23 protein-coding genes and 1 pseudogene are annotated in these 26,749 nt (G+C 62.7%); 8 read left to right on the top strand and 16 right to left on the bottom strand.

Features of this window, described 5'->3' with window-relative positions:
• Positions 1 to 144 precede the first annotated feature (144 nt).
• Positions 145 to 294: pseudogene (locus GE253_RS23435) on the bottom strand (integrase core domain-containing protein); the annotation flags it as partial.
• Between the two features lie 144 nt (positions 295 to 438).
• Here GE253_RS23435 and GE253_RS23430 point away from each other — a divergent pair.
• The gene (locus GE253_RS23430) at positions 439 to 600 is read left to right on the top strand and encodes a hypothetical protein (RefSeq protein WP_153206577.1); all 162 of its coding nucleotides are present in this window, start codon (positions 439 to 441) and stop codon (positions 598 to 600) included.
• Between the two features lie 216 nt (positions 601 to 816).
• Positions 817 to 2,520, top strand: coding sequence for an asparagine synthase-related protein (locus GE253_RS23425; protein WP_173012798.1), 1,704 nt, complete (start codon positions 817 to 819; stop codon positions 2,518 to 2,520).
• On the opposite strand, the gene GE253_RS23420 is transcribed toward GE253_RS23425, so the two are convergent.
• From GE253_RS23420 to GE253_RS23380, 9 genes are all read right to left on the bottom strand, one after another.
• Positions 2,521 to 3,705, bottom strand: a complete 1,185-nt coding sequence (locus tag GE253_RS23420) for a putative 2OG-Fe(II) oxygenase (RefSeq protein WP_153206575.1) — start codon at positions 3,703 to 3,705, stop codon at positions 2,521 to 2,523.
• 13 nt (positions 3,706 to 3,718) lie between these two features.
• Complete coding sequence (locus GE253_RS23415; protein WP_153206574.1) at positions 3,719 to 4,912, bottom strand: cupin domain-containing protein; 1,194 nt, start codon at positions 4,910 to 4,912, stop codon at positions 3,719 to 3,721.
• Positions 4,913 to 4,982: 70 nt separating this feature from the next.
• Positions 4,983 to 5,918 (bottom strand): hypothetical protein, encoded by a 936-nt coding sequence (locus GE253_RS23410; protein ID WP_153206573.1) that lies wholly within the window; start codon positions 5,916 to 5,918, stop codon positions 4,983 to 4,985.
• Between the two features lie 379 nt (positions 5,919 to 6,297).
• Positions 6,298 to 7,071: a cyclase family protein gene (locus GE253_RS23405; RefSeq protein ID WP_348770939.1), complete on the bottom strand. Its 774-nt coding sequence runs from the start codon at positions 7,069 to 7,071 to the stop codon at positions 6,298 to 6,300.
• A gap of 5 nt (positions 7,072 to 7,076) precedes the next feature.
• Positions 7,077 to 7,397, bottom strand: a complete 321-nt coding sequence (locus GE253_RS23400; RefSeq protein ID WP_153206572.1) for a 2Fe-2S iron-sulfur cluster-binding protein — start codon at positions 7,395 to 7,397, stop codon at positions 7,077 to 7,079.
• A 191-nt stretch (positions 7,398 to 7,588) separates the two neighbouring features.
• Positions 7,589 to 8,752, bottom strand: a complete 1,164-nt coding sequence (locus GE253_RS23395) for a prolyl oligopeptidase family serine peptidase (RefSeq protein WP_153206571.1) — start codon at positions 8,750 to 8,752, stop codon at positions 7,589 to 7,591.
• A 2-nt stretch (positions 8,753 to 8,754) separates the two neighbouring features.
• The gene (locus GE253_RS23390) at positions 8,755 to 9,657 is read right to left on the bottom strand and encodes a VOC family protein (RefSeq protein WP_153206570.1); all 903 of its coding nucleotides are present in this window, start codon (positions 9,655 to 9,657) and stop codon (positions 8,755 to 8,757) included.
• A gap of 26 nt (positions 9,658 to 9,683) precedes the next feature.
• The gene (locus GE253_RS23385) at positions 9,684 to 10,805 is read right to left on the bottom strand and encodes an FAD-dependent oxidoreductase (RefSeq protein ID WP_211101561.1); all 1,122 of its coding nucleotides are present in this window, start codon (positions 10,803 to 10,805) and stop codon (positions 9,684 to 9,686) included.
• A 214-nt stretch (positions 10,806 to 11,019) separates the two neighbouring features.
• On the bottom strand, positions 11,020 to 11,997 hold the full coding sequence (locus GE253_RS23380; RefSeq protein WP_153206569.1) for a fumarylacetoacetate hydrolase family protein: 978 nt from the start codon (positions 11,995 to 11,997) through the stop codon (positions 11,020 to 11,022).
• Positions 11,998 to 12,356: 359 nt separating this feature from the next.
• Between GE253_RS23380 and GE253_RS23375 the strand changes: the two genes are divergently transcribed.
• From GE253_RS23375 to GE253_RS23365, 3 genes are all read left to right on the top strand, one after another.
• On the top strand, positions 12,357 to 13,364 hold the full coding sequence (locus GE253_RS23375; RefSeq protein ID WP_153206568.1) for a TIM barrel protein: 1,008 nt from the start codon (positions 12,357 to 12,359) through the stop codon (positions 13,362 to 13,364).
• A gap of 12 nt (positions 13,365 to 13,376) precedes the next feature.
• The gene (locus GE253_RS23370) at positions 13,377 to 13,769 is read left to right on the top strand and encodes a DUF6379 domain-containing protein (RefSeq protein ID WP_153206567.1); all 393 of its coding nucleotides are present in this window, start codon (positions 13,377 to 13,379) and stop codon (positions 13,767 to 13,769) included.
• 349 nt (positions 13,770 to 14,118) lie between these two features.
• Complete coding sequence (locus GE253_RS23365) at positions 14,119 to 17,079, top strand: hypothetical protein (RefSeq protein ID WP_153206566.1); 2,961 nt, start codon at positions 14,119 to 14,121, stop codon at positions 17,077 to 17,079.
• A 551-nt stretch (positions 17,080 to 17,630) separates the two neighbouring features.
• Here GE253_RS23365 and GE253_RS26375 read toward each other — a convergent pair.
• Positions 17,631 to 17,882, bottom strand: a complete 252-nt coding sequence (locus tag GE253_RS26375) for a hypothetical protein (protein WP_247878836.1) — start codon at positions 17,880 to 17,882, stop codon at positions 17,631 to 17,633.
• Here GE253_RS26375 and GE253_RS23360 point away from each other — a divergent pair.
• The 3 genes from GE253_RS23360 to GE253_RS23350 all read left to right on the top strand — a co-directional run bounded on the left by GE253_RS23360 (position 17,856) and on the right by GE253_RS23350 (position 20,823).
• On the top strand, positions 17,856 to 19,295 hold the full coding sequence (locus tag GE253_RS23360; protein ID WP_348770938.1) for a carbamoyltransferase C-terminal domain-containing protein: 1,440 nt from the start codon (positions 17,856 to 17,858) through the stop codon (positions 19,293 to 19,295). The two genes, GE253_RS26375 and GE253_RS23360, sit on opposite strands and share 27 nt — an antisense overlap.
• A gap of 84 nt (positions 19,296 to 19,379) precedes the next feature.
• Positions 19,380 to 20,474, top strand: coding sequence for a cupin domain-containing protein (locus GE253_RS23355; RefSeq protein WP_173012797.1), 1,095 nt, complete (start codon positions 19,380 to 19,382; stop codon positions 20,472 to 20,474).
• A 109-nt stretch (positions 20,475 to 20,583) separates the two neighbouring features.
• On the top strand, positions 20,584 to 20,823 hold the full coding sequence (locus tag GE253_RS23350; RefSeq protein WP_153206563.1) for a hypothetical protein: 240 nt from the start codon (positions 20,584 to 20,586) through the stop codon (positions 20,821 to 20,823).
• Here GE253_RS23350 and GE253_RS23345 read toward each other — a convergent pair.
• The 5 genes from GE253_RS23345 to GE253_RS23325 are packed head-to-tail and all read right to left on the bottom strand — an operon-like array spanning position 20,806 to position 26,748.
• Positions 20,806 to 21,870: a cytochrome P450 gene (locus tag GE253_RS23345; RefSeq protein WP_153206562.1), complete on the bottom strand. Its 1,065-nt coding sequence runs from the start codon at positions 21,868 to 21,870 to the stop codon at positions 20,806 to 20,808. The two genes, GE253_RS23350 and GE253_RS23345, sit on opposite strands and share 18 nt — an antisense overlap.
• Positions 21,867 to 22,667, bottom strand: a complete 801-nt coding sequence (locus GE253_RS23340) for a class I SAM-dependent methyltransferase (RefSeq protein ID WP_153206561.1) — start codon at positions 22,665 to 22,667, stop codon at positions 21,867 to 21,869. The genes GE253_RS23345 and GE253_RS23340 overlap by 4 nt, the downstream gene beginning before the upstream one ends.
• 27 nt (positions 22,668 to 22,694) lie before the next feature.
• Complete coding sequence (locus GE253_RS23335; RefSeq protein ID WP_153206560.1) at positions 22,695 to 23,834, bottom strand: cytochrome P450; 1,140 nt, start codon at positions 23,832 to 23,834, stop codon at positions 22,695 to 22,697.
• Entirely contained in the window at positions 23,831 to 25,828 is a 1,998-nt protein-coding gene (locus GE253_RS23330; protein WP_153206559.1) for a hypothetical protein, read from the bottom strand. The genes GE253_RS23335 and GE253_RS23330 overlap by 4 nt, the downstream gene beginning before the upstream one ends.
• Positions 25,825 to 26,748, bottom strand: a complete 924-nt coding sequence (locus tag GE253_RS23325; protein WP_153206558.1) for a hypothetical protein — start codon at positions 26,746 to 26,748, stop codon at positions 25,825 to 25,827. The genes GE253_RS23330 and GE253_RS23325 overlap by 4 nt, the downstream gene beginning before the upstream one ends.
• Position 26,749 lies beyond the last annotated feature (1 nt).

Below are 26,749 nucleotides of genomic sequence, written 5' to 3'. Positions count from 1 at the left end.
GGATACCGTGTCAATTAAGAATCGATCGAATTTAAAATTCGATCGATTCTTAATATATTGTTTCTCATCCGCAAACTGTCTCCGGCTGTGATCAGGGATATATGGTTTTGCATTGAAATTATCGGATTGAATATTGTTGTATTCTCTATAACAGTCGACCAGAACTTGGCAGGCGCACCGCAGGGCATGAAAGAGGGTTTCAGTCAGGCAATTATGTCGCAAGCCTTCGTTGAAGCTTTCCACGAAGGCGTTCTGGATCGGCTTGCCGAGTTGTACGTAGTGCCACGTAACCCGATCGGGAAATCCAGGCTCCTGCGCTGATTTGGCCCCGATAGCGCTGCAAGCATCGCGTTTTCGATCCCGCTTGCAAACGGATAGGGGCCTGGATACAATTTGACCTCACAAGAGTAATGATATTTACGGCTAAAAAGGGGGGTGATGATGGAGCGAGGTGAGACGAACCGGCTGTCGGCTGACGAGAATTTTTCCGCCCGCAAACCGTGGAACGCACCGGTTTTGAATCAGGTTGATATCGCGGACAATACCTATGGTCCCACCAACAACTCCACGGATGATGATGGTCTGAGCAGCCCTTCCTAAGGGCTGGCGGTGTGTATGATCCATTTTCTGGGTATCCTCCCTTTTGGGGAAGATGCCGTGCTTACGTCGGCGGCTCTGGGGGCGGCCCTTGCGCCGTGGTGTGGTGGGGCGCCCCGCATTGAGCGGTACGCGGGACTGACCATTGCCGCAGCGTCAGTCCGGCTTGCGCAGCGGACTCCGGCTCAACGATTCGTCAGAACGCTTTCGTCAGGGGTGGTGATCGGCGGCGAATGCCGTTTCGCCAACATCGACGACCTGGCCGTTCAGCTGGATTTGCCGCAAGGCCACCGCCGGTCCGAGGATGTTCTGGCTGCGGCCTGGCTGCGGTGGGGTGCCGAGGCGGCAGGTCACCTGCACGGGGAATTCACATTCTTCGCCTATGATCCCACATGTGCAACCGTGTGGCTGTGCCGTGACCAAACCCCGTCCCGGCCCCTGTTCTTTGTCCATTACCCTGGCCGCTTCATCGCTTTTTGCAATCACCCCCGGCCTTTGCTGGCCTTGCCCGGTGTCGATCCGGGCCTGGATGACGTGGCGTTTGCCGCTGCGGTGACCATGACGGCCATGGACGCAACGGAAACCGGCTATAAAGACCTGCGGCGTGTACCGCGCGCCCATGTCCTGACCCTGACCCGCGATGCGATTGTTGACTGCCGGCGCTGGTGGGTTCCCACGGTCCGGGACGCGCCAACGGGATGGTCGGATGATGATTACGTTGAGGCTGCCCGCAACCTTTTCGATCGTGTGGTCAGGGATCATTATGGCGGCGACGGGGAGCGCACCGGCATCCTGCTCAGCGGTGGCCTTGACAGTCTGGCGGTGGCGGAAAGCGTGTTGCGGCAGAAGCTGGGGCCGCTGATCGGCTATGCCGTGTTCGACCCACCGGACCTTTGCGTCTGGCGCCGCCGGGACAAGATCGCCGATCAACGGCCGGTGGTTGACGCTTTTTTGCAGAACCATCCTGATTTCACCGTCAGGTTCATCCCCTACAGGACGGCCCCCGGTGACATGGCCACCATGGACCGGCAGCGCCAGACGGGGCTGTTTTCCACCACCCCTCACCTGTCGGGACTGCTGGAGGATGCCCGCCGGATGATGAAGGCCGACGGCATCACCACCGTGCTGGGCGGCCAGGGCGGCAATCAAACCTTATCGGCTGACGGCTGGCATCATCTCGATGATTTGCGCAATTCCGGGCGCTGGTTCGCGCTGGCCTGGAACATGCTGCATTTTGTCCGGCGGCGGGGGCCGTCCATGATGCGCGCGCTGGCCGGTACGGCGGTGCCGGATTGGGTCTGGCGGCTGCGGCGCCGGCCCCTGGTATGGACAGATCCCCACGGTTCCACGGCTTTTCTGTCGCCGGAGACAGCGAAGGCGACGGCTGAGCGATATGGCTGGAACAGGGCCTGGGCCGTCGCCCGTGACAAGCGGTCGAATATGCTGGAGCCGATGGGGCGTGACCACCCCTATCTTGATGGCCTGTATCTGCCCTGGCGTGCCCATGGCATGAGCCTGCGGACTCCGTTCGCTGACCGCCGGATTGTCGATTTTGCCTTGTCGGTTCCGGCCAGCCAATATTTGCGCCGTGGGCGGACCCGGTGGTTAATGCGCCGGATGCTGGCCGGGCGGCTTCCCGAGGCGATTGTGAACGATCATCGCTTTGGCGACGATTTCTCCAGCTTCCCCATCCGTGCCGAGACTTGGCGGGAGAGTATGCGTGCCGCCTTGCCGGGTCTGCAAAGCTCTGCGTCGGCGCGGCGGATTTTCGATCTGGAAGCAATGGAACGTTTTTTGGGCGATGATTGGCCGGCCATCGACACAGCGTGCTCTACGCTGGATCAATTTATCCGCATTTCCGACTGTGCTCAGGCCTTCATGGCGGCGCGATTCCTTCAGATGACCGACGGCGGAAACGGGTGATCAGCGCAGCGTCATCTCGTTTTCCCCCCGCGGCAGCACATCGAACGCCACGCAGACCCGCTGCTGTTCGCTGCGGTGCGGCAGGGTGTGATGCATGAAATAGGACGGGAAAAGCACCAGCTTACCCGATTCCGGCACCAGGGTGTGGACCGGCCAGACAGGATTCTTGTCATAGGGGATGACCAGAGCACCCGCTGTTTCATCGACGCCCGGCGCTGAAATGTAATAAACACCGCTGAGCCAGCCTGACGGGTGCAGGTGCGCAGCCTGCCGGCCGCCGGGTCCAAGACGGACCATCCAGGCATCCAGCGCCCCGGCTTTCGGTATGCTCCGTGTGAACGGGGAATCAGGCAGCAATCGTGCCACATAACGGTCAATGGCACCGCGGATCGCCGACAACAGAACCGGCATACTGGTGGTGCCATTCAGCAGAACGCTGGTCTGCTGGCCCTTGCGCGTTGCCAGATCGAGCGGTTCGTAACGGAACGATCCGCTCTCGGTGGTTTCCTGCATCAGTGCGTTGTGAAAGGCATCCCTGTCGGTGATATCCGGCAGCGGCAGCACTTCCTGATGCAGAAGGTTGTCCACATCCATCCATTCCAGTGCCTCCGTCCGCCGGTCGAGCGCCAGCAGAGACTGCACCCGCAGCCACGGCGCGATACCGGGTTGAACACGGCCAGGCCAACGGTCGAGAAGTTCCAGCAACTGGGCCGGCTCCTTGCTCCGTTTGAGATGCATACTCATCTGCGGGGTCAGGGACAGGTGGCTTTGCTCCAGCAGCGCCACGATATCCGCTTCCGCCTCGGCGCCCCGGCCCAAGCGGAGCAGAAGCTCGGCCCGCTCATGCACGATCGGCCAGCATCCGGGGGCCATCTTCAACGCCGCGTTGGCATGGGCCAGGGCCTTTTCCTTTTGACCGCTGCCAAGCAGATTATGGATGAGGGCGGCATCCCATGCCGGATCGCAGCCTGGAGGCCGCGGGTTCTCTTCGGAAAAGGCGATGGCCTCGTCGAAATGTGCCATGCGGAACAAGGCTTCCAGGAAAAGCACTCCCGTTGCCGGCGTGGCTCGTCCCGAGGCGAAAGCGGCACGGCAGGCCGCCACCCGCGCTTCAGGAGGCAGGGTCATGGCCAAGGGCGTTTTCCGCCACTGGAACGCCCGCACGGGCATGTTTGTGGTGTTCATGGCGACCCCCTCCCTAATCGCCCATGGGGGGCAAAAGCCAGACCAGGGACTTGTCAGCGAGTGCAGAAACGACCGGAATGATGCCGCCCTGAACCAGCGATGACCATTCCTTGCGAAGATCGCCAAGGCGCGCACCGTCCCGGGCCAAAAGCCAGGACAGAACCCGGCATTCCGCTGCGGTCAGCCGGACCCTGACGGTACCCGCCATGAAATCCGCGGGTCCATCCGCAGGCAGGGACGGGTGACGGCGCAAGGCCGGCAGCACCTCCCAATCGGCGGTCTCCAGATCCTGGCTGAAGCCGAGGTTGCAGGGACGATAGGGTTGCTGGACGGTATCCTCATCGGCAAGAAACGCGTCGAGGCTGGTATTTTCCAAGACTTTCCGCAGCAAGCCACCGATGTCCATCTGCTGATGGGCGCGGGCGTCGGGTGTGGCAAAGGAAGCGATAGGCTGCCGACCCACCTCATGTTCCTCCAGCCGCTCGGCCAGCCAGCGGGCAAAGCTCTGGCCACGCGGACGGTTCAACGCAACGGTCAGATGCAGCGAGGCGCCCTGGGTAACATTGGTTCGGTGAATGTCGCCATTGGGAACGTATAATATATCGCCCGGCTGCAACGTTCCTTCCCATTCCACCGGACCCAGTTCGTCCACATGGTCGAAGACGCGCGAGGTCACAGGATGACGCTGCTTATGATCCCCGTAACACCACCAATGTTTCGTTCCGTGAATTTGCAGCACCAGAACGTCGTGACTGTCCCAGTGCGGCTTGAAGGCGTTTCCCCGCTCAAAAGTGGCGTAGCCGTTGACCGCAATCGGAACACGGTATCGGCGTTCGAGGGCGGCGGCTAGGGCCCCGATCCGCGGCACGTCCAGATTGACGCTGTTGAAGGCGATGCTGACGCCTTGGCGACACAATGCCTGCAACGCCGCCGGTTCCAGCTTGCGGCCGCCGGGTTCCACCCTGTCCGCCTTTCTCATGACCATATACATGTCGGCAGGCAGATCCTGGCTGTTGCGCACGACCCTGCCCTGACCTGTGGCGAACCGTTGCGATGAGAGCAGCCCGTTGAAGGTGGTCCACGGCATCAGCGCGGCGAAGTCGGCACTGCGTCCGGTCCGCAGATGCAGGCGCTTCTCTTCCACGAACGCCCGGTCCAGGTCTGCCGGATCATGGGGATGAATCAGTGCGCGCAATCCGCCGATCATTGATTTGTCCTTTATCCGTCCGTGAACCCGGCGTGAGGGATTGAGGGAAAAATGCGGGCAGACCCTGTGCCTATGGCCCAGCCTCTCTCTGCGCCGTTTCGGCGAGCGCCTCAATGGTAGCGCAAATGTCGTCAAGACCGGCTACGTCATCCGGGCGGCGCAGCACGAAGAATGGGACGGCCCGTGCGATGGCTACGGTCAGATCGAAGGCCGTCCGCGCGCCGTCCAGGGCAAGACCGATCCGGCGCCCCTGGACATGGTTCTGCAATTGTGCGGCGGCTATGGGGGGAGGAACGCGGTGCACGGCCGGTCGGCTGATGCCCAGGTCTTTTTGCAGGGCGATGACCAGACCAAGAGGCAGGGGGGACGTTTGGAAACGGTCAGGCACGGGGACGAAGAACTTGTCCTTATGGGGCGACGACCGCAGATGGGGGTCGAAGGATAGCCCCGGTGCCGCCGCTGTCCAGAGTTTAACCGATGGAAAAGCGGGCCGGACCATCATCGTCTCCGGGTCGATGACGGCCAGATCGTCGCTCATAAGCCGGTGGCCGCGTTGCAGCATCGCCCAGGTGGTCGTCGATTTTCCATTCCCGCTGTTGCCGGCCAGAACCACCGCCCGTCCGCCGACAGCGACGACCGCACCGTGCAAGGGAGGACGGCCCCGGTGATGGCAGACCGAGGCGATTGCCATGTTGAACAGCCAGCTCTGAAGCTCGGTATCCGTATAACCGCCGGGTTCCACGATGATCTGGCTGCCGCTTTCGACCAGAATACGCGGTCCGGCGACAGGCCGGAACACGACGCGGCCACCGGAATGGAGATCGGCGTGATCGGTGGAATACACCGGAACCCCGCCGGGGAACGGAACCGAACCGTAAGCGACCGTGATGGGGGAGGTGGTGTCCTGCCCGTCCCAGTCTGGCAGTAAGGGAAGCGGTCGCCGGCTGCGGATCCGCCAGCCGAAAATCATGGGATCGTCAGCCGTGAGCCTCACGTTCATTTCCATGGTAACCGCGTGTATTCCCCATCTCGTGCCGGCGGCGGAAGCCAACGCCTTCGGACATTGGACCGACCCCAGAACCACTTGCGTTTAGTCGAATGCAAGTGGTTCTGGATGAATCCGCTCTAGCCAATACGCCACAATCCAAGCCCTGTCGAGCATGGGGTCTGCGGCGGATCACCCCGGCTTTGGCCGGTCGCAATTGCTCCACCGCCTTGGCCGGCGACTGCCAGGCTTCCGCGCGGATGGCGCGGCTGATCCGCCCCTGCCCCGACGCCGTGCGCTGGGCAAATGGCGGCGTGACTTAGAACTTTTACCGCCGACAACCCCGGTGCGTGTGTGGAGGCCCCCCAATCGCTTTCCGGACAGACAATCTTCTTCCCCTTCAATCCGGCATGATCGCCACGGCGCGCGTCCAGCCGGCGCTGGCTGCGCGCACCTTCACCGGGAAGCAGGCGACGGTGAAGCCTTGCGGCGGCAGGCTTTCCAGGTTGGAGAGCTTTTCCATGTGACAGTAACCGACATCCTTGCCGACATAATGGCCCTCCCAGATCAGCGACGCGTCGCCGGTCTCCTTGAACTTGGCCGCCGTGAAGGGGAACGGGGCATCCCAGCTCCACCCGTCAATGCCGGTGACGCGCACGCCGCGTTCCACCAGATAGAGCGTCGCTTCCCGCCCCATGCCGCAGCCCTTGGCCAGGAAATTCGGTTGGCCATAGGCGGCACCGGCCGCCGTGTTCACCAGCACGATATCCAGCGGCTGCAGTACATGGCCGATGCGGGCCAGCTCGGCCTCCACCTCTGCCGCCGTGACGACATGGCCGTCGGGCAGATGACGGAAATCCAGTTTCACACCGGGGCGGAAACACCAGTCCAGCGGCACCTCGTCGATGGTGATGGCGCGTTTGCCGCCATCCATCGTGGAATGGTAATGCCAGGGCGCATCCATATGGGTGCCGTTATGGGTGGTCAGCTCCACCCATTCCGCCGCCGGGCCTTCACCATCGGGCAGCTGGTCGACCGTCAGGCCGGGGAACATCTGGCAATATTCCGCCGCCCCCTCGGCATGGCTGGCATAGCGGATCTTGGGCCGCATGAAAGGCGGGTCCGCCGGTACGTCATTTTCCAGATGCACGGAAAGATCGATGATACGGGGCACGGTTTTCACCTTGGTTTGAGGATGGCGACCGACAGGGCGCCGGGCGGATGGGTCTGGCAGGCCAGCCGGATGGCAGGATCGGTGATGGCAAGCTGACGGCGCAACTGCGCTTCCCGTTCCCCCATCGGACCGGGATCGCCATCCACCACCCGCACCCGGCAGGTGCCGCAAATGCAGCAGCCCCCGCACAGGGCGGTGATTATATCACGACCGGCGGGGGTGATGGCGTTGAGCAGGTTCTGGCCGGGGGAAAGCGGCAGGGTCTGCGGCGGGCCGGTATCGGGGAGGATGGTCAGGGTGGGCATGGGGGGAGTAGGGGTTTCCATGGCCTGCCCTTCTCAGGTTTTCATTGCAAACAGCGCCACCCCTTCTACCGTCACCCCGGCGCAGGCCGGGGTCCAGTTTCGTAGAGCAAAGCGTTTGTGGCCCCTGGACCCCGGCCTTCGCCGGGGTGACGGTGGTGAAGCGGCTATGAAACACAAACATTAAGCCTGGAGACATTCAGGAAGACACCCCCCTACCCCAGCCGTCCCCCCAGCGTGTCGGCGAACCAGTCGGCGATGTAATCACGCCCGAACGACATATTGTCCGCCCCGACATGCTCCACCCCGCCTTCACGCTCGGTGAAGATTTTCAGCTCCCGCCGGGGGGAATTGACCAGCTGGTCATAGGTCTGGTGAGCGTAATCAAGGGCGATCTGCCGGTCCTTGGCACCATGCGTCACCAGGAATGGCACCTTGATCCGGTCCAGCACGCCATTCAGATGCATGCCTTCCGCCTTGGCCAGGAAATCATCCATATCCTGGGCACCAAATACCCAACGCACATGGCCCCAGTAATGCGGCACCGGGTTTTCGCCTTCCCGCTTCAGGCGCTTCTGCTGGACTTCGCGCCAATCATGGTTGGCCCCCCAGACAGCGCCTGAGGCAAAGCGCGGTTCAAAGGCCACGGCGCGCGGGGTGAAATAACCACCCAGCGAAATGCCGACCATGCCAATCTTGTCGGCAATCACATCGGGCCGGGCCGCCAGATAATCAAACACCGGCGTCGCCCAGCGTTCGGTTTCATGCGTGGCATACAGGTTGTTGGCGCGCAGCGCCTCACCCGTGCCCGGCTGGTCGATACAGAGCGTGGAAATGCCGCGCTTGGCCAGCGCGTGCGGCAGCCAGGACCAGAATAGCAGCTCCTTGCAGCTATCCAGGCCATTCACATACAGCACGCAGGGGGCGGGACCATCAACGCCCTCAGCCTTGGTGAACAAGGCCGGGATGAAGCTGTCACCAAAGGGGATTTCCACCCGCGTGCAGTTCTCCCGCGCCAGCGCCGTGCCTTTACGGAAAGCGTTCTGGCCCTTGGCAAAGGTCTCCGCCCGGCCGGGATGGCCATGGCCCTGCATCCGCTCTGCGGTGATGTAGTAAAGCGAGGCGCGCTGCAGCTTGGCCCCGGCGGAAAAGGCGCGGCCGCGCGCCTCATCTTCTTCCGCCAGCCCCACCAGTTTGTCGGCCATGGAAACCCACTGGGCCAGGAACTGGCCGGTGCCGGCATCTTCGCCACGGGCCGCCGCATCCAGCAGCGGGCGGCACATATCCTCGATCTCCCCGATCCGCCCACCGCTTTCCAGCGCGATATTGACCGAGAGATTCCAGATGTAATTATTGGGGAAATACTGGAACAACGCCATGATCAGACCTCCACCGCCTGGAACAGGCCGGCATCCGGGGCGGGGTGCGGCATGGTCTGCGGGCCGCCGCTGCCGGCACCCCATTGATCCATCACATCCGGGCTGGGCGCATGGACGGTGGCGACCCAGGTTTCCTCATCCACCCGTTCCAGCTCGGCCGTATATTCCACGGCGAAGCCGGCCGGCGTGGTGAAATAGCTGAAGGTATTGTTGCCGGCCGTGTGGCGGCCGGGGCCCCAGCGCAGATCCACCTCTTTGCGCTTCAGCTTGCCAACGCCGCGCATCATCGCATCCATGTCGGCCATGTCATAGGCGACATGGTTCAGGCAGGGCGGGCCGGGCAGAATGGCGATGCGGTGATGCCATTCATTGCAGCGCAGGAAACACATGAAATCGCCCAGCCAGTCCGACACGCGGAAGCCCAGCACATCGCAGAAGAACTTCACCATCCCGTTATGGTCAGGCGAATGCATGACGATGTGGCTGATCTTCTCCGGCAGCGCCTCCTTGGCGGCGACGGGGCGGAACGGCCCGCGCTCCACCCCGGCGGACACTTCGAACGTCATGCCATCCTTGCCGAAGAAGCGGAAGCCATAGCCGCCGCCGAAGGAGGTCAGGGCACGCGGGGTGAAGATGATGCGGCAACCGGCGGCGGCCACCTTCTCATACAGCGCGTCCACATCATCATTGCTGTCAGCAGCCAGGGCGATGACATCGATGCGGGTGACATCGGCCGGGCGCAGCCGCACAACATACAGTTCCGGATGGCCTTCGGTGGCGAAATAGACCAGGCCATCCTTCTCGGCCACTTCGCGCAGGCCCCACTTGTCGCGGTAAAAGGCGCGCTCGGCCTCCAGATCGGAAACGGCATAGCCGACATAGCGGATATCGGTAACGCGGGTCATGGGGGCTTCTCCCGGTAAATTCTGGTTTAGAGAGGTTGGGCCAAAGCGGCCATGGTGCTGTGCATCAGGCGGGGATGTTCATCGCTGTGAACCCCGCTCTGTTCGATCTCACCCAAGCGGATGGAATTATTCACCACCAGGGCGGCACGGTCGGCACGGCGGGCCATGAAGCCAGCGAAGGCAGCGCCCAGGCTGTCATTCTTGGCCAGCTCATCCCCCAGCACCACGGCATCTTCCATCGCCATGCCGGCACCGCTCGCCAGATGCGGGGTGGTGGCGTGGGCGGCATCGCCAATCAGGATGGCGCGGCCCGTGTGCCAGGGGCCGGGCAGGAGTAGTGCCTCCAGCGGGCGGAAATTCACCACCGACTGGTCGGTGATGGCATCGCGGACATAGCCGATGGCACCCGCAAAGCCGGCCAGCCGCTGGCGCAGCAGATCGGGCAGGTCGGCTTCGTCATGGCGGGTATTGGGGGCGATGGTTTCCAGCGCGAACAGATACATCTGGTCGGGCGAGCAGGGGTTGACCCCCGCCTTGATCGGCGCGCCCAGATACATTTCCACGCCCGTCACATTGTCCGGCCGGGCGGTGGTGACGCGCCAGCAGGCCTGACCGGTGAAGCGCGGCTTGGGCGCATCGGGGAACAGCAGGGTGCGGGTGCGGGAATAGATGCCATCGGCCCCGATCAGCAGATCATAGCGGCCCTGGCTGCCATCGCTGAAGCGGACATCCACCCCCTCGGCATCCTGCGTGATGGCATCCACCATCACGCCCAGCCGCACATTGGCGGCGGCGGTGCGGGTGCGGCTGGCCAGAATTTCATGCAGCACCGGGCGCATGATGCCGCCATCCGACGGCAGGCCAGGGGCGACCGGCGGGCTTGTCACGTCCCCGATCAGGTGACCGGTGGGGGTGAACAGCCGCGTGCTGCCGGCGCAATAACCGACGCGGCGGAAATCCTCCAGAATGCCCAGATGCTGGAAAACGCGCATGGTGGGGCCGGTGATGGAAATGCCGGCGCCATAGACGCGCCAGGCCGGATCCCGATCAATCACATCCACAGCGATACCCAGGCGCGACAGCACCAGGGTAGCCGACATGCCGGCGATACCGCCGCCGATAACAAGCGCATTGCGGATCAAAGCCACAGCTATTTTCCTCCCGGAACAGGCCGGTTCCTTGGCGGCGGAACGGGCTGCCCGTCTGCTGCCCGCCGGTGGCGGCGGGTCATTATTGTGGGGGTGGTTTATCGGGGTACCCCGCGACGGAACCCCATGGCACCAACCATACGGCCTGCAAACCAATCACCAAAACCGTTTGTACGGATACAAGGGATCGGTTTCACCGATACATCACCTCCCCTTAACCTTGCACCACCGGCTGGTCGATGGCGCCGAACAGGCTGCTGCCATCGGCTGCCGTCACCTCCATCCGCACCCGATCACCGAAGCGGATGAAACCGGTACGGGCGGCCCCTTCATCAACAATTTCAATGCCCCGCCGCTCGGCAATGCAACTCGACCCCACCTCGCGGAAATTCTCGTTCGACACGGTGCCGGACCCGACAATGGTGCCGGCGCACAGGCTGCGGGTGCGGGCGGCGTGGGCAATCAGTTCACCAAAGCAGAAGCCCATGGCCCCGCCATTGGCCGCGCCAAAGCGCTTGCCGTTCCAATCCACCAGCAAATCCAGATGCACGCGCCCATCCTTCCAGGCATCGCCCAATTCATCCGGGGTGACGGCGATAGGGGCGGCGGAACAGGCGGGCTTGGCCTGCACCCAGCCGAACCCGGTCAACATTTCCGGCCGGGCCAGGGTGCGCAGCGACCAGTCATTGACCAGCAGCACCAGCCGGATCAGCCCGCGCGCCGTGGCCGCATCGGTGCCCATCAGCACGTCGTCGGTGACGACGGCATATTCACCTTCGAAATCAATGCCATCCGCCTCGCTGGGCAGCTTCACCGGCGCGGTCGGCGCGATGAACTGGTGCGACATGCCCTGATACATCAACGGCTTGTCATGCGGCTGCGGGTTGGTGATGTTGAATACCTTGGCCATCAGCTCCCCATGCGCATGGAAGGCCGAGCCGTCCAGCCATTGCCAGGCGCGCGGCAGCGGGGCCAGCGCCTGGGCCGGATCGAAGGGGAAGCTGCCAGCGGCCGTGCCGGCATTCAGCGCCTCCGACAGGGAGGCCAGCCGGGGGGCGGCGTCGGCCCACTGGTCGAGCGCCTGTTGCAGCGTATCGGCGATGCCCTCGGCCAGCACGGCGCGCGACAGATCGCGCGATACCAGCGCCAACCTGCCATCCCGCCCGCCCAGATCAAGACTTGCCAGCTTCATGATTGCGTTTCCGTATCATTATGGGTTGATCCCGCCTTCAGGCGGTTACTGTTGGTATAGGCCCCGCCGGCAGCCGGGTTTAAGCCGGCAATGCCGATGCCTCCTATCGGCCCCGCCGATGCATCGGCGGTACGGCCCTACCCTCCCCGTGATGCCCAGAAAAAAACTTCTGCTGCCGATTGATTGTCCCATAAAAGAATGATAATTCCAATTATGATTTAACGGCCATCGCGGCCCTGTTGCGGCATCAAGGCCGCCGGGGCCGATGGCCGCCCACCCATCGGGCAATGCCCCGAGACCGCCGCTATCCACCGGCTCCCGGCGGGGCCGTCGCTTGAGCCCAAGAACAGGATAGTTCCATGTCAAATTACGAAATCAAAAGAGGTGTAAGCCTCTACAGCTACCAGGAGGAATATTTCCTTGGCACCAAGTCGCTGGAAGACCTGATCAAGGTCTCCGCCGAGATGGGCGCCAAGGGGATAGAGCTGATTTCAGAGCAGACCTTCCCCCATTACCCCAACCCGCTGGACCAGTCCGTCTATGACAATTGGCACGCGCTGATGGCCAAATATGGCACCACGCCTGTCTGCCATGATTTCATGCTGGATTATAAGAAGTACAAAGACCGGCCGATGCCGTTCGATGAACAGGTGGCCAGTTGCAAGATTGATATTGACCATGCTGCCCGGCTGGGCTGCCCTTATACCCGCGCGCTGGTGTCGATTGACCCCAATGTGCTGGTTGCCTGCGCCGATTATGCGGAAAGCAAGAATGTCCGCATCCTGATCGAGGTGCACGCGCCCCTGCATTTCGACCATCCCTGGATCATCCGCCATGCCGAGGCGTTTGAGAAATCCGGGTCGAAATATCTGGGCTTCCTGCCCGATATGGGCATGTTCCTGTTCAAGTTCCCGCCGGTCTGGAAGGCGAAATTCATCCGCGACGGCGTGCCGCCGCATATCGCCGATTATATCTGCAAGGCCTACGAGGATCGCACGCTCAGCGAATATGTGATCCTGGAGGTGGAGAAGATGGGCGGGGTCGGCCCCGCCATCGGCATGGCCATCACGCTGCGCCACAATGCAGCGTTTGAGCCCAAGCGGATGCTGGACCATATGGACCGCATCTGGAACATCCATGCCAAATTCTATGAAATGACGGAGGATCTGGTTGAGCCCTCCATCCCCTATGATGAGATCATCAAGGTGCTGAAGCAGGGCGGCTACAAGGGCTATATCTGCTCTGAATATGAAGGTAATCGCTGGATTCAGGATGCCTTCCCGGTGGACAGCATCGAACAGGTGCGCCGCCAGCAGGAAATGTTCAAGAAGCTGATCGGCGAAACCGCCACCGCCCCCGCCGCCTGAGGAGCCGCACCCATGTTCGACAAATATATGATCTGTGAGGATGGTTTCGGTAACGTGACCGAGGGTGGCGACACCATCGGTTTCGCCTTCCAGGCCCGCCTGCCCTATTATCGTGGCATTGGCCTGTCCATGGTGGAAGACATCGCCGTCACCATCGACGGGGAGGCCGTGCCGCGTGAGCAGGTCCGGTTCAGCGTGCGCGGCCGCACCTGGACGCTGGAGGAGATGGAAACCGAATATAGCGACCGCTGGAATTTCGGTGAAAAGGCCCTGATCACTGTGCTGCGGGCGGGCGGCCTGCCGCCCGGCAAACATAAGGTGCAGTTGGCCGAACGTATCCGTGTCTCCTACCTGCCCTTTGTGCCGACCACACGCGACACCAAGGAACTGGAGATTGCCGCCTGATCATCCTTCCCCGATCAGTTGGCACTTCGGGCATGGCGGCAGCAGCTGCCATGCCCTTTTTTTGCGCGGGTTAAATGGGGTCGTTCTCTCGTCCCGCATCCCCTCAAGAAGAACTTTGTTCAAGATACGCCAATCCTTTCGGTGTAGCATGGAGATTTTCTTTACCTTAAAGAGAAAAAATGTAATTTTAATTCAATCTATGATCCGTATCGCCTCATGAGGTACAAGGCCAGCGCAGACATGATACCGCAATTTTTGCTGACGCCTGGCAATTCTTGGCCTCAGCAGCGGGGTCTGTCCCGGCCTGAAAACCTCTTAACGACCGATTTGGGGCGCCAGGGAGGTGTATATGGAGATGGCGAAGCAACAACAACGCCCTGCACAGCCCCCAGCGGTGTCGGTTCAAGCTGCGGGGATGAGCCTCCGGTCCCCTCACACGGAACGGATCGTACAACTGGCGGAGGCTGCCAATACTGGCGCGGCGACGAACAGGCTGGCGGGCTTGGCGGTGGCGGCCAATGGCGGCGGAGGGGCCGTCAACCGGGTCATTGTACAGCGGATGCAAACGGGAGACGACCTGGATTCGGTGGGTGCCGGAGAGCAAGTCAGCAACACGATGGCGAGCACGCGTGGCGCGGAGCATGTCGACAATAGTTGCTATGTGGCATCCATCCTCAATCTCGTCGCCGCCACACCGGGGTATCGAGACCTGTTTGATCCTTTAATCACGCCGGTTGCGGAAGATTCCCCCGGCCATCGCCTGCAGGCGGCAATCTCGCCCTTGGTTCAGGTCATCGCCGGTGGTGGCACTGTACGCGCCGAACCCATGCGAGCGGTCATTGGGCTTCTCGCCGAGATGGGCATTATCCAAGGCGCAGAAACGGAACAGCAGGATGCCACGCAAATTTTGATGGGAATTTTGGCCCGGCTCCCGTCATTGGACCAAAGGCTGCGGACGCGCGAAAGCCGGCAATATGATAATGGTGAGACGACTGCGGATGACCAGTCGCACGATATATTGCAGATATTCGCCCACGGGCAACGGACGCTGGAAGAAGCACTGGCGGCAGAATTCGTCTCCAACCGCCCGGTCGTCGATGGCGTCGAGAACCCGCACAATGTGACGCGGCGGGCCATGTCATTCCCACCCGTCCTTTCCATCGCCGTGGGGCGGGCCTCACCCAACGACGCCATCGACATGCCGATGACTTTCACGGTCCCGGCGGAAATCATGCATGATGGACAGCCGGGGCCCCGATACCAGCTTCAGGGATTCATCGCCCGCAATACATTCTCGCACCTGAGCGGCGGGCACTATGTCGCCATTGTGCGCGGTGATCAGGAAAAATGGTTTGAATCAGACGATATGGGGCAGGCGAAGGGAGAGACGGAGCCCGGTATCTTCACCCCCCAGACCCGTGAAATCGATCTGCCCACCCATACGGTAGGTGGGAACCGGGGGGCTGCCTGGACCATGGCCACCCTCTACACCTATGTTCGTGTTGAGGATCAGGATACTGCGCGCGTCAATATCGGCCAATTGCCCCCGCCTATCGTCGACCATCTCGACGCTGATCTTGATTCCGGTAAACAGATTCCGTCCTACATGAAAGACCAGATCAAGGAACTCATGGTGTTCAGCAGCGGGTCAACACGACCGGCCAAAGTGGAGATGCCAGATCATAGCCTGAAGGTAATGAAATACGGTAAGGATGAGGATCACCTCCTCACCGAAGTGCTGTCAAACAAGCTGTACCAGGCTGCCGGTATTGGCACGCTTAAGACCGAGTTGATCCGTGTCTATGAAGACCAGAATGACACGGTGGGCAAGCTTGCCCAGATCACCGACTATGTCGAAAATGTTCAGGCACCCGACATGGTGGATTTGATGCAGTCCCCTGATTTTGCGCGCCATGTCGGCACTGACATGGTGTTCGCGAACTGGGATCTGTTCAAAACCGACAACTGGATGAAGGTCGGTGGGCGCATGGTGCGCTCGGACAATGGCGGCGCGCTGGACCGCCGCGCGCAGGGAGACCTTAAGAGCAAGGAGGAGTGGAGCGGAGAAGACGTGAAGGAATTCAGCTCCATGCGCCAGAAGGAAAATAGCCCCTACCGCAATCTCACAGACAAGGAAATCGCTGATTCAATCCGCACGCTGGCCTTCACCCTAACCCCCGATCGGATTGATCGTGCCATGGCGGCCGCGCATTTCCCGGAAAAGAAACGGGAGGAACTCAAAAAGATCCTGCTCGACCGGATTGATCGCGCCATTGCCTATGCTGATCGGATCTATCCCATGGCCAAGACGATCACGGTGGACAAGGGCTGGAGCATGGTACCGAAACCAAAAGAAGCGGAAACGGATGAGCCCCTCGACCCGATTGAGGAATTGCGCAAGCTGGGTTGGACAAACTTGCCTGGCTTTCCGCTCCTGGAAGGAGAGGCCAAGGGACTTTTCCGGCGTGCGCCATCTTTCGATGCCCCGCATTTCATGTCGTTCGAGCCGTCGGAAACACTCTTCAAGCCACCAGAGGTCAACGGCCGTACCAACAATCCAAACGAGAGATTGCCGCTTGTCGGCCCGGAGGAGTTGTTGAATAAACGTCAGTTCGGGGGTGGCGTACGCGAGAGCCTGGTGAACAGCCTGCCGCGCATCCGCACCGGACGTCTCGTGCGCCGCATGTCGGATGGGGAGAAGGCTGCCTTTGAGAAAGCCGCCAGCGCCAAATCTATTGAAGAGATTGTGGCCCTGCTGTTCCCAACAACCGGAAAGGGGCTCCGGGGTGAGATGGTGCTGTCGGTGAACGAGCCTTACGTATTCGAACGGGAAAAAGCCGCAATGCTGGGCAAGGACTATACCGGGAACGAAGAAAAGCACGACCCCAAGGATTACCACTGGGTGATGGAGATCCCGGTAACAGAGGAGATGTTGCGCTTCCTCACCGATTATTGCCATGTTCAGGCACCCTATGAGGGCGGCAAGCCCGCAGCGTTCATGGGCAACCCCAACCTGAAGAATGAGGGCCAAGCGGGCGGGCGCGGGGGTGAAGGCGGCATTCCCAATGTGGTGCTGAAGCGTGAAGGCTTCGCCAGTTTCTGGCACACAGTGAGCGAAGTCCGCTTCGTTGAAGCCGAGGACCACCTGTGGAAATCACGGAGCAACAATGATGAACTGGTCAGGGCCCGCGAGTCACAAGAACGTCAAAGAAAGATAGAGGAAGCTAAGAAAAATAAAGAAGATAAAAAGAAATTCCAGGAAAACACGGATCCGTACGAGGGTGGACTTGGGTTATTCGGTGACGACTAGTCGTATAATGCCAAAGGTCAGGGTCTGTTGAAAAAGCCGATTGAAGATTTCTGGATTTTCGGGTTTTTCACGCGGCCTGGATGTTCGGCGTGATGTTTGGTTGGAGCAAACATCGCAAGATCAGCAGCAGATTTGATGGTTCGGGTAAAGCAAGGTAAGATTACGGTGGAATTCAAACGTGCGGGAAAGTGGGCAAGTGGCGCTGATTCGCACCGGTTGCGTCTGGCGGGTCGCGCCCCCAATTTTCCGGCTTCAAACGCGGTCATTGCCAACGCTATATTGCCCCTGTTTTGAACTGCAATTGTGATGCTGGTGCCCCATGTTATAATAAATGCCCGTGGGTGTGCAGTTGGTGAATTATTTGGCTTATGTCCAACCCAGATCAGTGACCTCCAATCTCACGAAAGTAGAGCAATGGTTTGCCAATACCGCGCATTATCCCGCACAGGCGGGCTTGTACGCCCGGAGCGCTCCAGCCCTGATCAGGACTGACAATGCCCAAAGCGACTTATGTCTTAGGAACCGGTCTTTCCCATAACGGGTCCGCCTGTCTACTGCGCGACGGTCAGATCATTGCTGCCGTCGAAAAGGAAAGGGTCACCGGCAAGAAAAATGACGGAGGCAATGACCTTGTCACCATCGCTCACTGCTTGGAGACGGCAGGGATTGGCCCGGAAGATCTGGATCTGATCGTACAGAACGCGAATTTCGGCGACTTTCATTACGGCAACAACTGGTACAGGGGTGCCCGACAGTTGCCCGCGGGCGTACCGGTGGTGACCATATCCCATCACCTTGCCCATGCCACGGCAGCCTATTTCCTCAGCCCCTTCGACAATGCTTCCGTCCTGGTCGTCGACGGATGCGGCAGCCCCTATGATGAATGCACCGACCTGGCCGGCAGCTTCATTGCAGAACGCCCGCCAGAAGAGGTTCCCTGGCTTTGGTGCGAAAAGGACAGTTTCTATTCCGCAGCCGGGGGGCGGCTGCGGGCTCTTTATAAGGATTTTTCCCCCTGGGGGCGGCCTTATCAATCCCGTCACCTGCTTCATCCCCCGACCACCCGCCATTCTATTGGCGGGCAGTATATGAGTGCCAGCCACTATTGCCTTGGCGGCACGTCCGACATGGGCAAGCTGATGGGATTGGCGCCTTATGGAAAGGCAAACCCAGGCGAACCGCCAATCTTTCGGTCCCAGGATGGGCGCGTCTTCGTCGATGAGGAATGGGTTCGGGACTATGGGGCGCCCTTCACCGGTGAAGGCGACTTCAAGAATCGCTTCCAATACTTTGCTGACCTGGCGCGCCGGGTGCAGACGCAGGTGGAGGAGTCCCTGCTATATCTGGTCCGCCACCGGCATAGGCTGGCGGATCACCCTGACCTGTGTTTTGCCGGCGGGGTGGCCCTGAACGCCGTGGCAAACCGGCGCATTCTGGAGGAAACCCCCATTTGCCGCCTGTTCGTGCCGCCGGCTGCCGATGATTCCGGACTGGCGATCGGCTGTGCCTTCCATGGTTGGGCCCAGGTGCTGGGCGGCCCCCGGGTTCGCCATGATGGCGGCACCTTCTTCGGTCGGGCCTATGGCGAGCCGGCAATCCTGCGGGCCCTGTCCGGCCTTGGCGATGGGGTGTCGGTGCGACGTCCCACCGATCTGGTGGGAGATGTCGCGGATTTGCTGGCGGGCGGAAGCGCGGTCGCCTGGTTCCAGGGGGGGGCCGAGTTCGGGCCCCGCGCCCTTGGCCACCGGAGCATTCTGGGCGATCCGCGACGGGCCGACCTGCGGGATTATATCAACCTGAAGGTAAAGTTCCGCGAGGATTTTCGTCCCTTCGCGCCGTCCGTCCTGGCAGAGGAAGCGGGCCGCTATTTCGAACTGGAGGGGGAAAGTCCCTACATGCTGCTGGTTGTTCGGGTCCGTGAAGAATGGCATAGCCGTATTCCGGCCGTAACGCATGTGGATGGGACCGCCCGGGTGCAGACGGTCACGCCACGGACCGATGCCCGATACCACGCCCTTTTGACCGAATTTGGCCGACGCACCGGCCTTGGTATGCTACTCAACACGTCGCTCAACCGCCGGGGCAGCCCGATGGTGGAGACACCAGCCCAGGCTGTCACGATGTTCCGTGAGACCGGGCTGCACGCGCTGGCCATCGGCGACTGGCTGGTGACCAAAACGGGGGTGGGAACCGGCAATCCCGCCCCGCAATCCTGAGTGACTGGCAAGACCAAGGGCTGGAAGACGATGCTGGACCGGATAATGGGCAAGACCGATGAAGCCCGGCTGCGGCAGGCCTGGTTGGGCAACACCCGCTGCCACCTGCCCGGCAGGGCCGGCCGATTTCCAGACCTGCTGCCTGCACTTCTGATCCCGCATCTGATCACAGCCGAACGGTTGCTGCGCGGCACCACCCGCGCCAACCAGCAGGGGCGCGAAGTTCCCATGGACATGCTGTTGATGCGAAGGGGGGAGCGGTGGCATCTGCGTACCGATACGCTGGGCTCCCTGTGCGCCCGCGGCCTGAGTTTTGTGCTGAACGGCGTTGACGAGGACGTGCCGGCGATCGGCGCCTTGAATGCCGCCATCGAGCGGGATTGGCGGGTTGACTGCTGGACAAATGCTTATTGGAGCCATGGCAGGGCCAGTGCTTTTGCCCCCCACGCCGATGACCACAACGTCCTCATTCTCCAGCTTTCCGGCGCCAAGCACTGGCGGTGCTGGGGCCCGCTGGAGCCATTTCCGGTCAAGGCGCGCCGCTATGGCCCGGACCAGCTTCAGCAGCCAGAATGGGAGGGTATCCTTCAGCCCGGGGACGTTTTGTTCGTACCCCGGGGGGATGTGCATGTGGCCGAACTGGTGGGACCGTCATCGCTGCATCTGACTGTGGCGGTTCGGCCGCCCTGGGTGCGGGAGCTGCCGGCGATGCTGTGGGCCGGGAAACAGGAGGATGAGTTCAGCCGGCACGACGTTCCTGTCCAGCCCGGTGCAGATTTTACCGCTGTTGAATCCTGGGTCCGGGCGGTTGCGGATACGCTGGATACGGCCGCAGCCCTGGACCGCTGGGACCGGACGCGCGTGCCTTACACCCCCCTTAATCTGGGGGTCGTTGTCCGCGAGGGCACCCTTCTTGCTTCCCCATTCCGACGGCGCATCCCGGCGGAGCGGCAAGAAGACGGCAGTTACCAGATCACGCCGGCAGGCTGGCCCCTGGTCCTTGCGGCTGGGGAATGGCAGGTGTTGGCGTTTCTGCACACCGCTGGCGCCATGACATCAGGACAACTGACCCAGGCGCTTGCGGGGATCGACGCGCGGGCGGCGGTAGACGCGCTGATCCAGAGGGGCCTGCTGTTCGCGCTTGAACCATCCGATTATGGTGTGGCGAGCTGGCAGTAATACCATCGGCACAAAATCATGACCGATGGTCACGCTTTCGTGCCCCTCAATCGCCGGCGCCAGCGGATGCTGGCGCCGGCGATTGAGGCAACTGAGGATAAGGGGCGTGATGATGCAACGGTCCGGCCGCGCGCAGGCGCTGGAATTTCTTCATCGCCTGTTTGCCGACGACGATCTGCGGCGGCCCCTGGGGCACTGCCCGGTGGGGTTGGCGGATCTGGTGGCCTGGGGCGAGAGGCTGGGGCTGGTCTTCACGCCGGCGGACCTGCAGGCGGTCTACAAACAGGAATTCGCCCTTCGATGGGCCATCGCGGAGATGTCGCGCACACCGTCAGCGAAAACGGATTAAGGCCTGCTGCCGACCGCGCAGCACCCGGCTGGTCCCCCAGGCCGGTGTTGCCTGCAACTCCATCCGGGACAGATGGGGCAGGAAAGCCTGCAGCACCGCCATCGCTTCCAGCCGTGCCAACTGTGCGCCCAGGCAAAAGGTGACGCCGGTGCCGAAGGCCAGGTGCGGGTTGGGGGATCTGGCTAAGTCGAGGGTCAAGGGGTTGGCGAACTGGGCCGCGTCGCGGTTCGCTTCTTCCAGGTTCAGATAGACCGCAGCGCCGGCGGGCAGCGCCCGGCCGTCCAGCACCATGGGTTCCCTCAGAACCCGTCCAACCATGCGGACCGGTCCTTCCAGGCGCAGCAACTCTTCCAGTGCGATCTTCAGCGCGGTGGGGCTGGCACCCACCAGACCTGACGCCGCATCCGGGTTCTCCAGCAATCCGACCAGGAGGTTGACCAGAAAGTCCCGCGTGGTCGTGCTGCCGGCATAGAGCAACATGCATAGCCAATAGGTGACCATCGGTGCGGGGATTCCCTCCGCCCTGGCGCAGGCGGCGATCGCCCCTTGCAAGGCCGACGGCGGTCCTTCGGCCCTCCTTGCCTCTACCCAGGTACCGATGGCGTGCAAGGCGAAATGGGCCTTCATCCGGTCCCGGTCGCTATTGCCGACATCATGCCCGGCGGTGATCGCGTCGAATAACGGGGCGAGCGGCGCAATGTCTGCCTCCGGCAAGCCCAGCAACGCCATCATCACGAGCACCGGGACCGGGCCGGCCAGGTCGGCCACCAGTTCCATGCCGCCCCGCCCCAGCCCGTCGGCCAGCCGCTGCCCGACCAGCCGGGTGACCAGGTCCGAAAGCTGGCGGACGTGAGAGGCCGACAGGTGGGTGGCCAAGACCCCGGACAGGGGCGCTATCCGCCGCGACCGCTCGGCCTGCCCTGCCGGCAGGACCGCCTGGCCGTCGGTGCCCATCAGGGGTTTGTGAATGGCGAACCGGGAATCCATCAGCACGGCGCGGACCTGCGCATAGCCGTTCAGGACCGGCGGCCCCTCTGGCGTCATCATGACATTGCTCCGGGCTTCCTGGCCGCGACCAGCAGATATGCCAGTGCTGGCAACTGATCGATCTTGTCGATCCGACGCAGATACTGCGCAAATCCGTCCCCGTCGAGCTGCCCGCTCAGACGGTGGTGCAGCGCCTTGTTTCGGCTGTGGCGGACGAAGCCGCGCCAGACCGGCTCGGTAACGTCCCGCGCGGTCAGGTCTGTGAAGCCGCAAGCGCGCCACAGGCTGCAATACTCCTCCACCGTGCCATAGATCTCCTGGTCAGACAGCACCGCCGTGAAACTCTCCGGCTCCCCATGGAAGGGCATGTCGGCCACCAGTAATTCGCCGCCCGGCTTCAGCACGCGAAACGCTTCCGACAGAAACGCGCGGCGTCCCTTGAAATGCATCGCGGCCTCGATGCAAACCACCACGTCAAACGTCGCATCGGCAAAGGTCATCCGCTCCGCCGGCATCTGCTGAAAGTGGGCGGCGGGCAATCTGCCGCGACAATCCTGCAACTGCATTTCCGACAAGTTGATCCCGTGGATCTGTTCTTGCGCGAAATATTTGGCCAGGCATCGGGTGGTGCCGCCAAGGCCGCAGGCCACATCCAGCAGCTTTCCCCTCGGATGCGCCAGCATTCCCACCATCTGATCAACCAACTGTTCACAGGCTTGGCCGTGGGTCTGGGTCTGCGGGGTAAAATAACCAAGGTTTCTGAACCCGTCCTCGGGACGGCTGTCGGGGGAAAACGCCATCCCGGAGAACTGGGCATCATAGGATGCGATCAGGCGGCTTTGGAATTCTCCGGGCACGGGCAAGTTCCTCGGGTGATGGGCGCGTCAGACGCCTGGGCTGATGGAAACCGGGATGGCGGTGACGTCATGGATCAGCCATCCCTGGGTGCGGGTGGGCGCGGCAGACGCGTGGAACCGGTGCAGACAGGGGGCCAGCGCCTGGAGCAGGCAGGTGATCTCCAGCCGTGCCAGATGTGCCCCAAGGCAGTAGAAAGCGCCGTGTCCGAAGGACAGGTGGGCCATGTTCGGCCGGTCGGGCCAGAAGCGATGCGGGTCTGCAAACCGGTCGGGGTCGCGGTTGGCAGCGGCCGTCAATAACAGCAGTTCCTGTCCCCGGCGCATCTGGTATCCGTCAATCTCAAGATCAGCGTCGATCTTGCGACGAATGCCCAGAATCGGGCTGTCCAGGCGGAGGAATTCATCGGCCCACATGGCCATCGGCCCAACCGGGGCAGGCCCGACACCGCTGGTGTTGTTGGACAGCAGGCGGACCAGGATATTGGCCAGGGCACTGGCAGTGGTCGTCACCCCCGCCGTGACCAACGTTCCAAAAGCATCATGCAGGCTTGCCTCGGGCAATGCATGTTGCACGGCGCACGCGATCATGGCCTGCCGAAGGGGCGGACCTTCGTCGCTGTTACGGGCCGTCAGTTGCTGGCGGAAATAGGCACGGATGAGGGCGCGTGCCACCCTGGCTGCCGATGGCAGCCGCCCCGGCCAGGAAAGGTCATAGCCGCTCAGCACAGCCCGTCCCAATTCAGTCAGCATCGGCAAATCGGCGGTCGGAATCCCCAGCAGCGCTGCCATGACCCGCATCGGGATCCGGTGTGCCAGTGCCGGCACAAGGTCGGCTTCATCGCCTTCCAGGACGGCGGCGACCGCGTCAGCCACGGCCGGAGATACGGCCAGTTGGATGTCATCGGAAAAGGGCGGTTTCAACCAGAGGCGGATTTGGTGGGCAAGGCTGGCCCGGAAGGCCGGTGATCGGTCGGCAAAGCTGGTGGCTCCACCCGGTACGACACTTGGCGACCGCAACAACCGGGACAGTGGCTCGTATCCTGAGACGACCCACATGTTGCGGTCTTCGACGAACCCGATCCCCCCGCGCCGTTGCAGATCGGCCAGGAACGCATGGGGATTGCTGACATAGTCTTCCGGCGGGGCGGTGTTGCCAAACAGGTTCATGGGCGTCCTCCCGGACCTGTGAGTTCGCCCAGGGCGGACAACACTGTGGCGGTGGTGAAAATGCCAGCCCTATCAGTAGCCGGAACCCGTTCCCGTTGCGCGTTGGGGATCAGCATCCGCGCGCTGCCAGGCCAGGAGCCGTCCGGCCGCTGCAGGCGGGCCAGCCTGGCGAGGCCGTCCGCCTGATGCGAGGGCGTGAAGTCAGGGGCCAGACGCGCGGTGCGCAACAGCAGGGCCAGCGTGAAGGCATCCTCCAGCTTTTCCGCCGTCAGGCGCCGAAGGGCCTGGGCCGCCGCGCGATGGGTGGCCTGGAGGGCGGCCGGCTCTGCCCGACCAGCCAGCGCGGCCGTTGCCAGGGCGGTCGGGTATGCGGGGTCCGCCCACCAATATCCCGCCCAGCACCCATCAGCCTGCTGGGCGGCAAGCAACGCCGGCAGCACACTCTCTGCCAGATGGGGCAGGCCAGCGGCCGCGGCCGTCACGCAATCATGCGGCTGCGACCAGTCCGGGTTGACGGCTGTATGATGGCTGCTTTCCAGGTACGTACGGACGGCGCCGTCGGTGCCCACATGCCGGCCCAGGAAGGCCAGGCCCCTGCAGGCAGCCGGGTCATGCGACCGTCCCAACCCTTCTGCCAGCCGCAGGGCCCAGATGGTGCTGTCGGCGTCGGCCGGTTGCAGCAGGTTCCACCCCCATCCCCCGCGTCCCTCATCGGTGCGCGCCGACAAGATCGTCCAGGCACGGCTGGCGGCGGGAACGACACCAGCCGCCAGCAGGGCGCAGCCGACATAGGCCGTCACCCATTCGTCGCTGATTCCTTCACGGAAACCATCGTAATCCAGCCACCAGCCGGTGTGGGTCCGTTGACCCAGCAGGAAATCCAGTGCCCCCTGCCCCATGCCGCCCTGCGGCGACGGTCCCGCCGTGGCAGGTGCCAATGGGGGGACGGGGGCGGCCGATGCGGGGAGGGGGTCGACAGGTGTGGCCCGCCGTTCCTGTTCCACGAACCCGACATAGGCCTTCACCTGACCGCCCTGGTTCACCTTCACATGGCTGATCCTGCAGTCAAGCCAGCCAAGCCGGTCCCGCCCCTTTGCCAGGGCTTGAGCGATCAACGGGCCCGGCCAGCCGCTTTCTACCTGGAAGGGCAGCAGGGGGCCTGGCCAATCCGCCAGCCGGTCCGGGTATTCCGGCAGGCACCGGCCCTGTTCGGCCAGCCGGCGAAAGACGGCCCGCCAGCGCGGATCATCACTGACACTTCTCCCGACGAAGCACTCGAACCCGATCTGGTCTTCCAGGCGGTCGCCCAGGGTCAGCGCCAGCCGGAACCGGTCCACCAGACCGGACAGGATGTCGGCCTGGTGTTGGCGCGCGATGGCGATGTCGTGCCGGCCGACAACGGTCAGGAACGCCCCCACGCTGTCCGCCGGCAGGGCATCGATGATCAGGCGCAGGGGCCGCCCCGGCCGGCCCAGCATCAGGCCCAGATGGGACAGGCGCGATGGCGCAGGCAGGGCCAGCAGGCAACGGTCCAGCGCCTGCAACCTGTCAGCCGTTAAGGCAAGGCCGAAAGCCGCAGCCAATGCCTGAACCGTCTCCGCCGGGTCCAAGCCACCATCTCGCAAGCGCAGGAACACGGACAGGCATGGGGGAGGACTCTCCGCCGACCACTGCGTCAAGGCATCCAGTTCAACCCACAGTTCGTCGGACGCCGTCGTGACGCATTCCGTGTCCAGGGCGGCGCGCAACCCTGACCAGGATGAACCGTCAGGAAGCGACAATCTGTCCAGCCATGTCCGCAGCATGACCATCTCGTCCCCCGGACGGATGCGTTGCTGAAGGTCGGTCGGGCCTTCGGCCCCGAGGGGAAATTCCAGGCCGGCGGAGGCCACCGGCGGTAACTGCCGGGCCAGCGCCGCCAACGGGGCCGGCAAGGGCCAGTGCCGTTGCTGCATCACCATGGACAGGATCGGCAGGAGGCTGGCGTCGGTCATCGCGCCAATATCCGTTCGATGATGGGCAGTTGTTCCCATGCCTGCTCGTAGCGGACCACCCGAACCGGAACCGTCTCCGCCAGACGGGCCATGCCCCCCAACACGCCGCTGGAGATCATCCGGCGCATCATGGGCGGATATGACGCTTCCATCAGCTTTCCCAGCGCAGCCGTCCCCGCCAAGGGGGCGCTGACACAGACACCTTCGCCGGGATTTCCCGGCACCAGCCAGTAAAGTGCCGACAAGGCGCGTCCGGTCCGGGCATATCGATCGTGGCAAGGTGCGTCCACCCGGGACAGATCCCACAAGTATTTATCGGGATAAGGGATATTCGCCAGTCCCTCCGTGTTGGGAAGCAACGCCGCCGCCGTGTCCCGGCACAGCCTGATGCCGGTGGGGCCGGGCTGCACCACCGGCAGGCCGGCGGCGTCGGGCATGATGGCTGTCACGTCATCGGCATAGAGCGTGGCACCGCGCAGCAGCAGCCAGGCGGCCAGCGTCGATTTGCCGGCCCCGCTGTCCCCGATGAGGCCGACCAGCCGGCCATCCACCTCCAGTGTGGCCGCGTGCAGGCATAGGGTGCCGCGCAGGTGCAGTGCTATCCCCAGGATCATGCCGACAGCCAGGGCAGGCAGGAATACCAGCTTCTCTGGCCGGGATTGAAGGTGCACCGCCCGGCCATCACCGGAAATGTCCGCCGTGATTTCTCCGGGCCAGACCAGCCGCACCGCCCCGTCGGGCTGGTGGGACAGCAGCGGCTCCCCAGCCCCTGCCTGGATGCCTTCCGCCTGCCCTGGGGTGGGGGACGCGGCCCAGTTGATCACCAGGTCAGCCGCCAGTCCGACCGGCGCGGGCCTTGCCGCCGGCAGGGGAAAATCACAGCGTATGGTGCAGCCATAGAGCCGATAGAAACTGGACAAG

The organism is Niveispirillum sp. SYP-B3756 (assembly GCF_009495745.1).
GTDB lineage: Bacteria > Pseudomonadota > Alphaproteobacteria > Azospirillales > Azospirillaceae > Niveispirillum.
The sequence above is the reverse complement of the archived record's forward strand: the minus strand, read 5'-3'. Positions and strand labels throughout refer to the sequence as shown.